The sequence below is a fragment of the Caballeronia sp. LZ034LL genome, from assembly GCF_031451215.1.
Lineage (GTDB): Bacteria > Pseudomonadota > Gammaproteobacteria > Burkholderiales > Burkholderiaceae > Caballeronia.
Genome location: NZ_JARUXR010000001.1, coordinates 1,146,923 through 1,160,810 on the forward strand (window position 1 = coordinate 1,146,923; position 13,888 = coordinate 1,160,810).

13 protein-coding genes and 1 tRNA gene are annotated in these 13,888 nt (G+C 62.6%); all 14 read left to right on the forward strand.

What is annotated here, in order from left to right:
- Positions 1-83: 83 nt before the first annotated feature.
- Positions 84-788: a CoA transferase subunit A gene (locus QCE83_RS05270; protein ID WP_309808011.1), complete on the forward strand. Its 705-nt coding sequence runs from the start codon at positions 84-86 to the stop codon at positions 786-788.
- A gap of 2 nt (positions 789-790) precedes the next feature.
- The gene (locus QCE83_RS05275) at positions 791-1,432 is read left to right on the forward strand and encodes a CoA transferase subunit B (RefSeq protein ID WP_309808012.1); all 642 of its coding nucleotides are present in this window, start codon (positions 791-793) and stop codon (positions 1,430-1,432) included.
- Positions 1,433-1,629: 197 nt separating this feature from the next.
- Positions 1,630-2,550, forward strand: coding sequence for an alpha/beta hydrolase (locus QCE83_RS05280; RefSeq protein ID WP_309808013.1), 921 nt, complete (start codon positions 1,630-1,632; stop codon positions 2,548-2,550).
- Positions 2,551-2,621: 71 nt separating this feature from the next.
- Positions 2,622-2,975: a RidA family protein gene (locus QCE83_RS05285; RefSeq protein WP_309808014.1), complete on the forward strand. Its 354-nt coding sequence runs from the start codon at positions 2,622-2,624 to the stop codon at positions 2,973-2,975.
- Positions 2,976-3,010: 35 nt separating this feature from the next.
- Positions 3,011-5,254, forward strand: coding sequence for a bifunctional (p)ppGpp synthetase/guanosine-3',5'-bis(diphosphate) 3'-pyrophosphohydrolase (locus QCE83_RS05290; RefSeq protein ID WP_309808015.1), 2,244 nt, complete (start codon positions 3,011-3,013; stop codon positions 5,252-5,254).
- 141 nt (positions 5,255-5,395) lie between these two features.
- Positions 5,396-5,472: transfer RNA gene (locus QCE83_RS05295), tRNA-Val, on the forward strand.
- A gap of 306 nt (positions 5,473-5,778) precedes the next feature.
- The gene (gene thrS, locus QCE83_RS05300) at positions 5,779-7,686 is read left to right on the forward strand and encodes a threonine--tRNA ligase (RefSeq protein ID WP_309808016.1); all 1,908 of its coding nucleotides are present in this window, start codon (positions 5,779-5,781) and stop codon (positions 7,684-7,686) included.
- Between the two features lie 47 nt (positions 7,687-7,733).
- Complete coding sequence (infC, locus tag QCE83_RS05305; RefSeq protein ID WP_309811470.1) at positions 7,734-8,261, forward strand: translation initiation factor IF-3; 528 nt, start codon at positions 7,734-7,736, stop codon at positions 8,259-8,261.
- Positions 8,262-8,492: 231 nt separating this feature from the next.
- Positions 8,493-8,690, forward strand: a complete 198-nt coding sequence (gene rpmI / locus QCE83_RS05310) for a 50S ribosomal protein L35 (protein WP_004191477.1) — start codon at positions 8,493-8,495, stop codon at positions 8,688-8,690.
- A 26-nt stretch (positions 8,691-8,716) separates the two neighbouring features.
- On the forward strand, positions 8,717-9,076 hold the full coding sequence (gene rplT / locus QCE83_RS05315; protein WP_008350196.1) for a 50S ribosomal protein L20: 360 nt from the start codon (positions 8,717-8,719) through the stop codon (positions 9,074-9,076).
- A 194-nt stretch (positions 9,077-9,270) separates the two neighbouring features.
- Entirely contained in the window at positions 9,271-10,284 is a 1,014-nt protein-coding gene (pheS, locus tag QCE83_RS05320; RefSeq protein WP_309808017.1) for a phenylalanine--tRNA ligase subunit alpha, read from the forward strand.
- Between the two features lie 83 nt (positions 10,285-10,367).
- On the forward strand, positions 10,368-12,800 hold the full coding sequence (gene pheT / locus QCE83_RS05325; RefSeq protein WP_309808018.1) for a phenylalanine--tRNA ligase subunit beta: 2,433 nt from the start codon (positions 10,368-10,370) through the stop codon (positions 12,798-12,800).
- Positions 12,801-12,870: 70 nt separating this feature from the next.
- Positions 12,871-13,275 (forward strand): integration host factor subunit alpha, encoded by a 405-nt coding sequence (locus QCE83_RS05330; RefSeq protein WP_309808019.1) that lies wholly within the window; start codon positions 12,871-12,873, stop codon positions 13,273-13,275.
- A gap of 99 nt (positions 13,276-13,374) precedes the next feature.
- Positions 13,375-13,758 (forward strand): MerR family transcriptional regulator, encoded by a 384-nt coding sequence (locus QCE83_RS05335; protein ID WP_309808020.1) that lies wholly within the window; start codon positions 13,375-13,377, stop codon positions 13,756-13,758.
- The last annotated feature ends 130 nt before the right edge of the window (positions 13,759-13,888 follow it).

Below are 13,888 nucleotides of genomic sequence, written 5' to 3' on the forward strand. Positions count from 1 at the left end.
AACCGCTCATCACAAAACCGCTCATCACAAAACCGCTCAACAGCCGATTCTCAGTTGGTTTCACACATGGAAGGGACACACAGATGAACAAGGTCTATCCCAGCGCGAAAGCCGCGCTCGAGGACATCGTCAAGGACGGGCAGACATTCGCCGTCGGCGGTTTCGGGCTGTGCGGCATTCCCGAGGCGCTGATCGCCGCATTGCGCGACACCGGCGTGAAGGGCATCACCTGCATCAGCAATAACGCGGGCGTCGACGGCTTCGGTCTCGGGCAGCTGCTCGAAACGCGCCAGGTCAAGAAGATGATTTCTTCCTACGTCGGCGAGAACAAGGAGTTCGAACGGCAATACCTGGCCGGCGAACTCGAACTCGAATTCACGCCGCAGGGCACGCTGGCCGAAAAGCTGCGCGCGGGCGGCGCGGGCATCCCGGCCTTCTTCACCAATACCGGTTTCGGCACCGTGATCGCCGACGGCAAGGAAACGCGCCAGTTCGGCGAGAACCACTACGTGCTCGAACATTCGCTGACGGCGGATGTCGCGCTCGTGAAGGCGTGGAAGGCCGACAAGTCCGGCAACCTGATCTACCGCCGCACGGCGCGCAACTTCAACCCGATGTGCGCGATGGCCGGCAAGACCACGGTGGTGGAAGTGGAAGAGATCGTCGAGGTGGGCGAGCTCGATCCGGACGCCATCCATACGCCCGGCATCTTCGTGCAGCGCCTCGTGCTGAACGCACAGCCCGAGAAGCGCATCGAACAACGCATCGTCCGCGCGAAAGGAGAGTAATCATGGCTTGGACTCGTGACCAGATGGCCGCGCGCGCGGCGCAGGAACTGCAGGACGGCTTTTACGTGAACCTGGGTATCGGCTTGCCGACGCTCGTCGCCAATCACGTGCCGGACGGCATGGAAGTGTGGCTGCAATCGGAGAACGGCTTGCTGGGCATCGGCCCGTCGCCGTACGAAGACGAAGTGGACGCCGATCTCATCAACGCCGGCAAGCAGACCGTGACCACGTTGCCGGGCTCGTCGATTTTTTCGTCGGCGGATTCGTTCGCGATGATTCGCGGCGGCCACATCAACCTGGCGATCCTGGGCGCCATGCAGATCAGCAAGAAGGGCGACCTGGCCAACTGGATGATCCCCGGCAAGATGATCAAGGGCATGGGCGGCGCGATGGACCTGGTCGCCGGCGTCAAGAAGGTGGTCGTGCTGATGGAGCACGTCGCCAAGGGCGACCAGCACAAGATCCTCGAAGAATGCTCGTTGCCGCTGACGGGCGTGGGCGTCGTGGACCGCATCATCACGGATCTCGGCGTGATCGACGTCACGGAGAACGGACTGCGGCTGGTCGAGCTGGCGGACGGCGTGTCGGCCGAGGAAATCCAGCAGAAGACGGGTGCGCCGCTGGATGTCTCGGGCGTGAAGTGACGCTCGGGCACGCGGTTTAAGCGCCGGATCTCGAACGGGCGCGGCTTTCGGGCTGCGCCCGTTTTGCTTTTTGCTCTTCGCGCCGATGGTTCTTCCAGGGTCGTCCGTTCGGCCAGCGGAATTCCGGCGGGCGCCACGCGCCGTACAATCGTTGCAATCCAAGTCACCAACTGCAATCTCATCGCGAGGACCGCTTCATGACCGCACCGATCGTCGTCGAACCCGTTCACCCGGAGCTGAGCGAGCCGCGCCAGCGCTTCGTGCAATGCGCGAGTCCGGGCGGGCTGCATCGCGTGGCGTACACGGAATGGGGCGACCCGTCGAACCCCCGCGTGCTGCTCTGCGTGCATGGCCTCACGCGCTCGGGACGCGACTTCGACAAGCTCGCGAAGGCGTTCGCCCACGAGTATCGGGTCGTGTGTCCGGATGTCGCCGGGCGCGGGCTCTCGGGCTGGCTGGCGGACCCGCGTTACTACGGCGTGCCGCAATACGTCGCGGACATGGTCACGCTGATCGCGCGGCTCAATGTGGAAACGGTGGACTGGTTCGGCACGTCGATGGGCGGACTGATCGGCATGGCGCTCGGCGGACTGCCGGACTCGCCCATCCGCAAGCTGCTCCTGAACGATGTCGGACCGCATATCGAGCCGGTCGCGCTCGGGCGTATCGGCGAATATCTGGGCAAGCCGGCGCGCTTTGCTTCGCTCGAAGAGGGCGTGCGGCGTGCGGCGGAACTCGCGGCGAGCTTCGGGCCGCTCAGCGACGCGGAATGGGCCAGCATCAACACGCCGCTGCTGCGCGAGCGCGACGGCGCGTGGACCTTCCACTATGACCCGGCCATCGCCACGCCGTTTGCGTCGGTGACCGAGGAGCAGGCCGCCGCGTATGAGGCGTTCCTGTGGCATTCGGTAGCGTCCATCGCGTCGCCGGTGCTGGTCGTGCGCGGCGAGACGTCCGATCTGCTCTCGCGCGAAACCGTCGAACGGATGGTGAAAACGGGGCAGTCGGTGACGAGCGTCGAGATTCCTGGCGTGGGCCACGCGCCGGCGTTTCTTGCCGAAGATCAAATCGCCATTGCCAAAGGGTTCTTTCTGGGCGACGGCAGCAGCGGGGCATAATATCGGGCTTGGCTTGAGCCGCCCGGCTTCATCGATCGTTTCTTTCCATCAATCAACGTCAGGAATCCATCATGGCAGTCATTCGTCATCACGTCGGCCCGCGTTTGTCCGAAACCGCCATTCATAACGGTACGGTCTATCTCGCTGGCCAGATCGCCGAGGACACGGACCAGGACATCACCGGCCAGACGCGTGAGGTGCTCGGCCACATCGACCGTCTGCTGGAAGAGGCGAACAGCGACAAGGCGCATTTGCTGTCGGTGCAGATCTATATCTCCGATCTCGTGCATTTCTCCGGCATGAACGCGGTGTGGGATGCATGGGTCGCCGACGGCAACGCGCCGCCGCGTGCCACCGTCGAGGCCAAGCTGGCGAATCCGGCCTGCCTCGTCGAAGTCGTCGTGGTCGCGGCGCAGCGCACCTGAACTTTCGTATCGGCTGAAGCAGTCGCATTTCCCGCATGAGCGAGACCGCCGTTCCCACCGAGACCTGGCCCGAGCCGTCCATCGACGACGCGCTCGCGTTCGTGCACGAGCACGCGCGGGACGCCCGGCTGTCCACGGGCGAACTGCTCGCGGAGCACGCGGTGGGCACTGCACGCATCATGCAGACGCTCAATGTCGATGCGCACGCGGTCGCGGCGGCGGCGTTGTTTGCGCTGGCGCCGCATCTGGACGATCCCGAAAAGCTCATCACCGAGCGCTTCGGTCCGGAAGTGCAGCGTCTCGTCGGCGATGTGCGCAAGCTGTTGAGGCTCGGTTCGGTCAGTTCGCGCGCGACCTTGGCCGAGTTTCCCGATACCCGCGACGCGCAGGCCGCCCGTCGCGCGCAGGTCGAGTCGCTGCGCAAGATGCTGCTGGCGTTCGCGCAGGACATTCGCGTGGTGCTGATCCGGCTGGCGTCGCGGGTGCAGACCTTGCGCTTTCACGCCGCGCACAAGATCGATCCGCCGCCGGACGTGCCGCGCGAAACCCTCGAGATCTACGCGCCGCTCGCCAACCGGCTCGGCATCTGGCAACTGAAGTGGGAGCTGGAGGACCTCTCGTTCCGCTTCCAGGATCCGGTCACGTACAAGCGCATCGCCAAGCTGCTCGACGAAAAGCGCGTCGAACGCGAAAGCTATGTGACCGAGGCGATCGCGCGCCTGCAGCGCGAGCTGGACACGGCGCACATCAAGGCCGAAGTGAGCGGCCGGCCGAAGCACATCTACAGCATCTGGAAGAAGATGCGCGGCAAGCATCTCGACTTCTCGGAGCTGAACGACGTGCGCGCGTTTCGCGTGATCGTCGGCGACATCAAGGATTGCTACACCGTGCTCGGCATCGTGCACAACCTGTGGCAGCCGGTTCCACGCGAGTTCGACGACTACATATCCCGGCCCAAGCCGAACGGCTACAAGTCGCTGCACACGGTCGTGATCGGCGACGACGGGCGCGCGTTCGAAGTGCAGATCCGCACGCAGGAGATGCATCAGTTCGCCGAGTACGGCGTGGCGGCGCACTGGCGCTACAAGGAAGCGGGCGCGCGCGGTTACGCGGGCCAGGTGACCGCGAGCGAGAAATACGACGAGAAGATCGCGTGGCTGCGTCAGCTGCTGGCCTGGAAGGACGACGTGGAAGGCGACGGCGAGGGCGATGCGGAGCCGGAAAAGCGCGGCTGGCAGCATCTGCGCGACGCCACGCTCGACGACGACCACATTTACGTGCTGACGCCGCAGGCTCGCGTGATCGCGCTGCCGCACGGCGCGACGCCGGTCGATTTCGCTTATCACCTGCACAGCGAGCTGGGACATCGTTGCCGTGGCGCACGTGTCGACGGCGCAATGGTGCCGCTCAATACGCAACTGCAGAACGGCCAGACGGTCGAGATCGTCGCGGTGAAGGAGGGCGGCCCCTCGCGCGACTGGCTCAACCCGCAGCTCGGCTATCTGCACAGCCCGCGGGCGCGGCAGAAGGTGCGCTCGTGGTTCCTTGCGGCGGACGCGGCGGAGACCATCGCGGCGGGCCGGACGATCGTTGAAAAGACGCTGCAGCGCGAAGGCAAGACGTCCGTCAGCCTCGATCAACTGGCCACGAAGCTCGGCTTCAAGACGCCGGAGGAGTTGTACGCGGTCGTCGGCAAGGACGAGTTCAGCCTGCGCAACATCGAGCAGGCGCTCTCCGACGCGCCGCCGCCCGAGCCCGAACCGGAAGCGCCCGAGCAGTTCGAGAAACGCAGCAGCGGGCAGAGCGTGGCTCATGGCGCGTCGACGGGCGTGCTCGTCGTCGGCGTCGATGCCTTGCTGACGCAACTGGCGCGTTGCTGCCGCCCCGCGCCGCCGGACCCGATCGCCGGATTCGTGACGCGCGGCAAAGGCATGTCGGTCCATCGCACTGACTGCACGACCTTCAAGCGCATGGCGCAGCGCTCGCCGGAGCGCGTGCTGCATACGACCTGGTCGGCGGAGGTGATGAACGGGCGCGGCTCATCGGTTTATCCGGTGGATCTGTCGGTGGAGTCGACCGACCGGCAAGGTTTGCTGCGGGATATCTCGGAAGTGTTCGCGCGCGAGAAGATCAACGTGATCGGCGTGAAGAGCCAGAGCCGCCGCAATGTCGCGTACATGCAGTTCACGGTGGAAGTGTCGAGCGCCGCGCAGATCCAGCGCGCCTGCACGTTGCTGGGCGAAGTGCCGGGCGTGATCCGCGCGTCGCGGCGTGCGTGAAATGCCGTCTCGGTGAATTCCGCCTGACTTGCCCCGCAGCGGAATTCACCGAAAGATCCGCGGTTCGGCGAATAAACTTGAAGTTTCTCCGGACAAACCCTTGCCAAGGTTCGAAATACTCCATATAATCTCACTTCTTTCAGGCTCGTAGCTCAGCTGGTTAGAGCACCACCTTGACATGGTGGGGGTCGTTGGTTCGAGTCCAATCGAGCCTACCAACGAAAAAGAAGGCTTGCGGACTCCGGTTCGCGGGTTTTCAAACCGCGAAGGGCGTCTGCATGGCGCTCAGTGCAAAAGGCGAATGAAAATGGCACGTCGAACGTTGACCGAAACAGTTTCGGAGCGACGCTAGTCGAGGACCTAATTCGCCTTCTGCCAAATTGTTTCGCGGTAAGTGTGAAAAGTGAATGCGGCCCCTCGATAGCGGGGCCGCATTTTTTTTGTCTCCCGATTTCTCGACGTGAGATCGCGAGGCAAGCCTCAAACGACATCGCCTGGCGTGCGCCGGCGTTCTGGAGAACGATATGGTTTCGGTACGTTTGCCTGATGGGTCGGTCCGTCAATACGACCACCCGGTGACCGTCGCGGAAGTCGCGGCATCGATCGGTGCGGGCCTCGCCAAGGCCGCGCTCGCCGGCAAGCTCAACGGCGAACTCGTCGATACCTCCTTCCTGATCGACCGCGATGCATCGCTTGCCATCGTCACCGACAAGGACCCGGAAGGCGTCGATGTCGTGCGCCACTCCACCGCGCATTTGCTGGCGTATGCGGTGAAGGACCTGTTCCCCGAGGCGCAGGTGACCATCGGACCGGTCATCGACAACGGCTTCTACTACGACTTCTCCTACAGCCGGCCGTTTACCCCCGAAGATCTCGAGAAGATCGAAAAGCGCATGCAGGAACTCGTCAAGAAGGACGAGCCCGTGTCGCGCCGCGTGGTGTCGCGCAACGAGGCCGTCGAGTACTTCAAGAGCATCGGCGAGAAGTACAAGGCCGAGATCATCGAGTCGATCCCCGAAAGCGACGAAATCAAGCTGTATTCGCACGGTGGTTTCACCGATCTGTGCCGCGGCCCGCACGTGCCGTCCACCGGCAAGCTCAAGGTCTTCAAGCTGATGAAGCTCGCGGGCGCCTACTGGCGTGGCGACTCGAAGAACGAGCAGCTGCAGCGCATCTACGGCACCGCCTGGACCAAAAAGGAAGACCAGGAAGCCTATCTGCACATGCTGGAAGAAGCCGAGAAGCGCGATCACCGCAAGCTTGGCAAGCAACTCGACCTGTTCCATCTGCAGGACGAGGCGCCCGGCATGGTGTTCTGGCATCCGAAGGGCTGGTCGCTGTGGCAGCAGGTCGAGCAATACATGCGCCGTCGTGTGAACGAGGCCGGCTATCTCGAGATCAAGACCCCGATGGTCATGGACCGTTCGCTGTGGGAAGCCTCGGGTCACTGGCAGAACTATCGTGAAAACATGTTCACGACCGAGTCGGAGAAGCGCGACTACGCCATCAAGCCGATGAACTGCCCGGGTCACGTGCAGGTGTTCAATCACGGCCTGCGCTCGTACCGCGATCTGCCGCTGCGTTACGCGGAGTTCGGGTCGTGTCACCGCAATGAGCCGTCGGGCGCGCTGCACGGCCTGATGCGCGTGCGCGGCTTCGTTCAGGACGATGCGCACATCTTCTGCACCGAAGACCAGTTCATCGCGGAGTCCATCGCGTTCAACACGCTGGCCATGAGCGTGTACAAGGATTTCGGCTTCGATCACATCGCCATCAAGCTGTCGCTGCGTCCCGAGCAGCGCGCGGGCAGCGATGAAACCTGGGATCGCGCCGAGCAAGGCCTGCGCGAGGCGCTGACCGCGTGCGGTCTGGAATGGGAAGAGCTCGAGGGCGAGGGCGCGTTCTACGGTCCGAAGATCGAGTACCACATCAAGGACGCGCTGGGCCGTTCGTGGCAATGCGGCACCCTGCAGCTCGACATGGTGTTGCCGGAGCGTCTGGGCGCTGAATATGTCGCCGAAGACAACAGCCGCCGGCGTCCGGTGATGCTCCACCGTGCAATCGTCGGATCAATGGAGCGTTTCCTCGGGATTCTGATCGAACACCACGCCGGCGCCATGCCGCCGTGGCTCGCGCCGACGCAGGCAGTCGTGCTCAATATTGCCGAAAGTCAGGCAGAATATGCCGCGAATCTGGCCCAATCGTTGCAAAAACAAGGGCTTAGAGTCGAGTGCGATTTGCGCAATGAGAAGATTAGCTATAAAATACGCGAGCACACGCTGAAGAAGGTGCCGTATTTGCTGGTTGTCGGCGATAAAGAGCGTGATGCGCAAACCGTAGCCGTGCGTGCTCGTGGCGGTGTCGATCTGGGCGTGATGCCGGTCGACGCATTTCTGGAGCGTCTGCAGCAGGATGTGCGGGCGTTCAGGTAAGTCACTCGCAGCGCGGCTTGTTTTTTAATTTTTAGAGGAAACGTAACATCGCTACTGATAAGTCGTCACATCGCATCAACGGTGAGATTACCGCACCGGAAGTGCGCTTGGTCGGAGTGGACAACGAGCCGCTCGGAATCGTGAAACTGGCCGACGCGTTCCGTCAATCGGAACAGCTCGATGTGGATCTCGTCGAAATCGCGCCGCAGGCTTCCCCGCCTGTCTGCCGTTTGATGGATTACGGCAAGTTCAAATACTCGGAAGCGAAGAAGCAACACGAGGCGAAGCTGAAGCAGAAGATCGTGCAGGTGAAGGAAGTCAAATTCCGCCCCGGCACGGATGACGGTGACTACAACGTCAAGCTGCGCAACCTCACCCGCTTCCTCGAAGACGGCGACAAGACGAAAATCACCTTGCGTTTCCGCGGTCGTGAAATGGCGCACCAGGAAATCGGCATGCGCATGCTGGAACGGTTGAAGTCGGATCTCGACGAATTCGGCCAGGTCGAGCAGATGCCGAAGATGGAAGGGCGTCAGATGATCATGGTGCTGGCCCCGAAAAAGAAGGGCAAGTAACCTCAAGCAACAAGCAATGGATCGCGCGCCGTCGAATGGCGGTCGGCGCGGCATTGCCGGCAGTTTCAGGCCGGCGTCATCTCGGTGACGCCGGTCATGAAAAGCGGCGACTCTTCACCGAGTCGTCTGCAAACAAGTGGAGCGTGGGTTTCGAAGGGCGGGAAGGGGTCCTGGCCAGCATGGACGGATCAGCCGCACACCCATGACCATCTAATAAACTGGAGTAGTTTCATGCCGAAGATGAAGACCAAGAAGAGCGCTGCAAAGCGCTTCGTGGTGCGTCCGGGCGGTACCGTCAAGCGCGGTCAAGCGTTCAAGCGCCACATTCTTACCAAGAAAACCACCAAGAACAAACGCCATCTGCGTGGCGCCACGGCCGTTCATGATTCCGATCTGAACTCCGTCCGCGCAATGCTGCCGTTCGCCTAACCTCAACTTAACTTAAGGAGCGCAACATGCCTCGAGTAAAACGTGGGGTTACCGCACGGGCCCGTCACAAGAAGATCATCCGTCTGGCCAAGGGTTACCGCGGCCGTCGCAATAACGTCTATCGCATCGCCAAGCAGGCGGTCATGCGCGCTGGCCAATACGCCTACCGCGATCGCCGCAACAAGAAGCGTGTGTTCCGCGCACTGTGGATCACGCGTATCAACGCAGCGGTGCGTCAGCATGACATGACCTACAGCGTGTTCATCAACGGCCTGAAAAAGGCTTCGATCGAACTCGACCGCAAGGTGCTGGCTGACATGGCTGTGTTCGACAAGGCTGCTTTTGCTGCGATCGTGAAGCAGGTGAAAGCCGCCGTTGCAGCCTAATTGCGAAATTAGTACTGCGTGGTTCGCCTTCTCGTCGCCGGGTTGTTGACGGCGGCGCGAAGGCAGAAAACGGGGCTCTCACCGAGCCCCGTTTTTGTTGGTCGGACGGTTTTGCACATCGCATGCGCGCGTACCGGCGTGGATGAGCAAAACCGAACCTCTGTTTGAACTTCGACGTTAAGAAGATGGGATCAATGGATCTGGATCAGATTGTCGCGGACGCGAAAAGCGCCTTTGAACACGCCACCGACGCCAACACGCTCGAAAACGAGAAAGCGCGCTTTCTCGGCAAGTCGGGCGCGCTGACCGACTTGCTGAAGGGCCTGGGCAAGCTCGATCCCGAAGCGAAGAAGACCGAAGGCGCGCGCATCAACCAGGCGAAGCAGCAGGTCGAAGCTGCGCTGACCGCGCGTCGCCAGGCATTGGCCGATGCGTTGCTCAACCAGCGTCTCGCGGCGGAAGCCATCGACGTCACCTTGCCCGGCCGCGGCGCCGGCGCCGGTACGCTGCATCCGGTGATGCGCACGTGGGAACGCGTCGAGCAGGTGTTCCGCTCGATCGGCTTCGACGTCGCCGACGGTCCCGAGATCGAAACCGACTGGTACAACTTCACCGCGTTGAACAGCCCGGAAAACCATCCGGCGCGCTCGATGCAGGACACGTTCTATGTCGACGGCCAGGATGCCGACGGCCGGCCGCTCCTGCTCCGCACGCACACGAGCCCGATGCAGGTGCGTTACGCGCGCATGAACAAGCCGCCCATCAAGGTGATCGTGCCGGGCCGCACGTACCGGGTGGACAGCGACGCCACGCACTCGCCGATGTTCAACCAGGTCGAAGGCCTGTGGATCGAAGAGAACATCAGCTTTGCCGACCTGAAGGGCGCCTACACCGATTTCCTGAAGAAGTTCTTCGAGCGCGACGACATTCTCGTGCGCTTCCGTCCGTCGTATTTTCCGTTCACGGAACCGTCGGCCGAGATCGACATGATGTTCGAGCACGGCAAGAACGCGGGCAAATGGCTGGAAATCTCCGGCTCGGGCCAGGTGCATCCCACCGTCATCCGCAACATGGGCCTCGATCCGGAGCGCTATATCGGCTTTGCGTTCGGCAGCGGCCTCGAGCGCCTGACGATGCTGCGCTACGGCGTGCAAGACCTGCGTCTGTTCTTCGAGAACGACCTGCGCTTCCTGCGCCAGTTCGCCTGAAGCACGCACGGCCCGCGACGTCCGGCTGCTCGCACCCGCCGAAGCCGGACCCGAGACTCCAAACATTTCGAACGTAGACATCCATGCAATTCCCAGAATCCTGGCTCCGCAGCTTCGTCGATCCGCAGCTCTCCACCGACGAACTCGCGCACGCGCTGACCATGGCCGGCCTCGAAGTCGAAGACCTGCGGCCGGTCGCGCCGCCCACCACGAAGATCGTCGTGGGCCAGGTGCTCGAAGTCGCGAAGCATCCGAACGCGGACAAGCTCAACGTCTGTCAGGTCGATGCTGGCACGGGCGAGCAGTTGAACATCGTGTGCGGTGCGCCGAATGTGGCGCCGGGCATCAAGGTGCCGGTCGCGCTGATGGGCGCCGTGCTGCCGCCGGCCGAAGCGGGCGGCGAGCCGTTCGTGATCAAGCCCGCGAAGCTGCGCGGCGTCGATAGCCAGGGCATGCTGTGCTCGGCGCGCGAACTGAAGCTGTCGGAAGATCACAGCGGCCTGCTGATCCTGCCCGCCGATGCACAAGTCGGCCAGGACATCCGCGAGACGCTCAATCTCGACGACACGGTCTTCGAGATCAAGCTCACGCCGAACAAGGCGGATTGCCTGTCGGTGTATGGCGTCGCGCGCGAAACCGCCGCGATCACCGGTGCGCCGCTGAAGGCGCTCGAGGTGCCGGCAGTCGAGGTCAAGCTCGATGAAAAGCTGCCCGTGAAGATCCTCGCGCCGGACCTGTGCGGCCGCTTTTCCGGCCGCGTGATTCGCGGCGTGAACGCGCACGCGAAGACGCCGCAATGGATGGTCGAGCGGCTCGAACGCGCGGGCCAGCGCAGCATTTCCGCGCTCGTCGACATCTCGAACTACGTGATGCTCGAACTCGGCCGTCCGTCGCACGTGTTCGATCTCGACAAGATCCACGGCGCGATCGAAGTGCGCTGGGGCAAGCAGGGCGAGTCGCTGAAGCTCCTGAACGGCAACACCGTCGAGCTCGATGAAACCGTCGGCGTGATCGCCGATGACCGTCATGTCGAAAGTCTCGCGGGCATCATGGGCGGCGACAGCACGGCGGTGTCGCTGGATACCACCCACATTTATCTCGAAGCCGCGTTCTGGTGGCCCGACGCCATTCGCGGCCGCGCGCGCAAGTACAACTTCTCGACCGATGCCGCGCATCGCTTCGAGCGCGGCGTCGATTATTCGACGACCGTCGAGCACATCGAAATCATCTCGCGCCTGATCCTGGACATCTGTGGCGGCGCGGCGGGTCCGGTCGACGACCAGATCGTCAACGTGCCCGAGCGCAATCCGGTGGCCATGCGCGTGTCGCGCGCGCATCGCATCATCGGTGTGGAGATCGGCGCCGAGGAGATCGCGCAGATCTTCACGCGCCTGAACCTCGCATTCGAGCGCGACGGCGATACCTTCAAGGTCACGCCGCCGCCGTATCGCTTCGACATCGAGATCGAGGAAGACCTGATCGAGGAAGTCGCGCGCATCTATGGTTTCGAAAAGATTCCGGCGCGTCCGCCGGTCGCGCACAGCGAAATGCGCCGCACCGACGAGACCCGCCGTTCGATCCACGTGCTGCGTCACGCGGTGGCCGCGCGCGACTACTCGGAGACGGTGAACTTCAGTTTCGTCGATGCCGAGTGGGAGAAGGACTTCGCCGGCAACGATCAGCCCATCAAGCTGCTGAACCCGATCGCGAGCCAGCTCTCGGTGATGCGCACGACGCTCTTCGGCAGCCTGATCGAAGTGCTGCGTCATAACCTGAACCGTCGCGCCGAGCGTATCCGCGTGTTCGAGGCGGGCCGCGTGTTTCATCGCGATGCATCCGTGCAGGCAGGCGAACTCAGCGTGCAAGGCTATGCGCAGCCGAAGATGATCGGCGGCCTCGCTTATGGCCCGGTCATCGAGGAGCAATGGGGCGCGGCGACCCGCAATGTCGACTTCTTCGACGTCAAGGGCGACGTCGAGGCGCTGTTCGCGCCGGTTGTGCCGCGCTTCGTGAAGGCCGAGCATCCGGCGCTGCATCCGGGACGCAGCGCGCGTATCGAGGTAGCGGGGCGCGCGGTGGGCTGGATCGGCGAACTGCATCCGCGCTGGCTGCAAAAGTATGACCTTCCGCATGCGCCGGTCGTCTTCGAAGTCGATGCCGAAGCGTTGATGGAACGCGCGCTGCCGGCGACGTCCGAGGTGTCGAAATTCCCGCCGGTGCGACGCGATATCGCGGTTGTCGTGGACCAGGACGTGCCGGTTCGGGCGCTGCTCGACGAGCTCGAAAACGCCCGTTCGGAACCCGCCTGCAGGCACGTCACGAGGGTTGCGCTTTTCGACGAATTTCGTCCAAAATCAAATACTTCCGGAGGGTTGGGCACGCACGAGAAAAGTCTTGCCTTCCGTGTAACGTTGCAAGATACTGGCGGCACGCTTCAGGACGAAACAGTCGATACGGCCATCAAAACCCTGGTGGATCGTCTGACTCGAGTACACGGCGCGCGATTGCGCGGATAGCCTTCCTCTGGAGTCGGCCCATCCGCACAACGCCCAAAGTCTCAAGCGTGTTACGCGCCGTTTTACCGATATGAACCAAATGAACTCGAGTGATTTCGAAGCCCTTCTTTCGGCGCAGCGCAGCGCCATGACCCGAGATATCCCGACCTCGAGCGCGCCTGGCGATACGCCGACGCTCACGAAAGCCGAACTGGCGGAGATGCTGTTCGACCACGTCGGCTTGAACAAGCGCGAGGCGAAAGACATGGTCGAAGCTTTCTTCGAAGTCATTCGCGACGCGCTGGAGAGCGGCGAGAGCGTCAAGCTCTCCGGCTTCGGCAATTTCCAGTTGCGCGACAAGCCGCAGCGTCCCGGGCGTAATCCGAAGACCGGCGAGGCCATTCCCATTGCGGCGCGGCGGGTCGTCACGTTTCATGCAAGTCAGAAGCTGAAGGCGCTGGTTGAAACGGGAGCGGAGACGGATCTCGCACGTTGATCCCTGATTCACGGAAGGCATGCGGCTTGATCCGCGCTTTCCGCTGCTGCTGACCACCGCGCTTCAATCGACATCAATAACCACGATGGTTGATCGACGATGGAAAAAGTCGTCTTGCCTCCTATCCCGGCCAAGCGTTATTTCACGATTGGCGAAGTGAGCGAACTGTGCGGCGTCAAGCCTCACGTGCTGCGCTATTGGGAACAGGAGTTCACGCAGCTGAGGCCGGTGAAGCGGCGCGGCAATCGCCGCTACTATCAGCATCACGAGGTTCTGCTGATCCGGCGCATCCGCGATCTGCTATACGAGCAGGGCTTCACGATCAACGGAGCGCGCAATCGCCTCGATTCGCAAGGCCGTGCAAGCGCCGACGAAGCCGAAGCCGAGGGCATGCCGGGCGATCCGCAAGCGGCGCAGGGATCGCTCGATGTCGATCAGTTGCGCAAGGACATTCTTAAGGTGATCGATTTGCTGGGCGGCTGAAGGCCGTCTGCGGATGGTCGATGCGCTTGCGTCGTGAAGGTACCGCAATGCCGCGATTCGTCGCGGCATTTTTTTGTCTGCGCAAAAAGCGTTGGCGCGGCTGCGCGGCCGAGTTCATGCGCTGCATGCC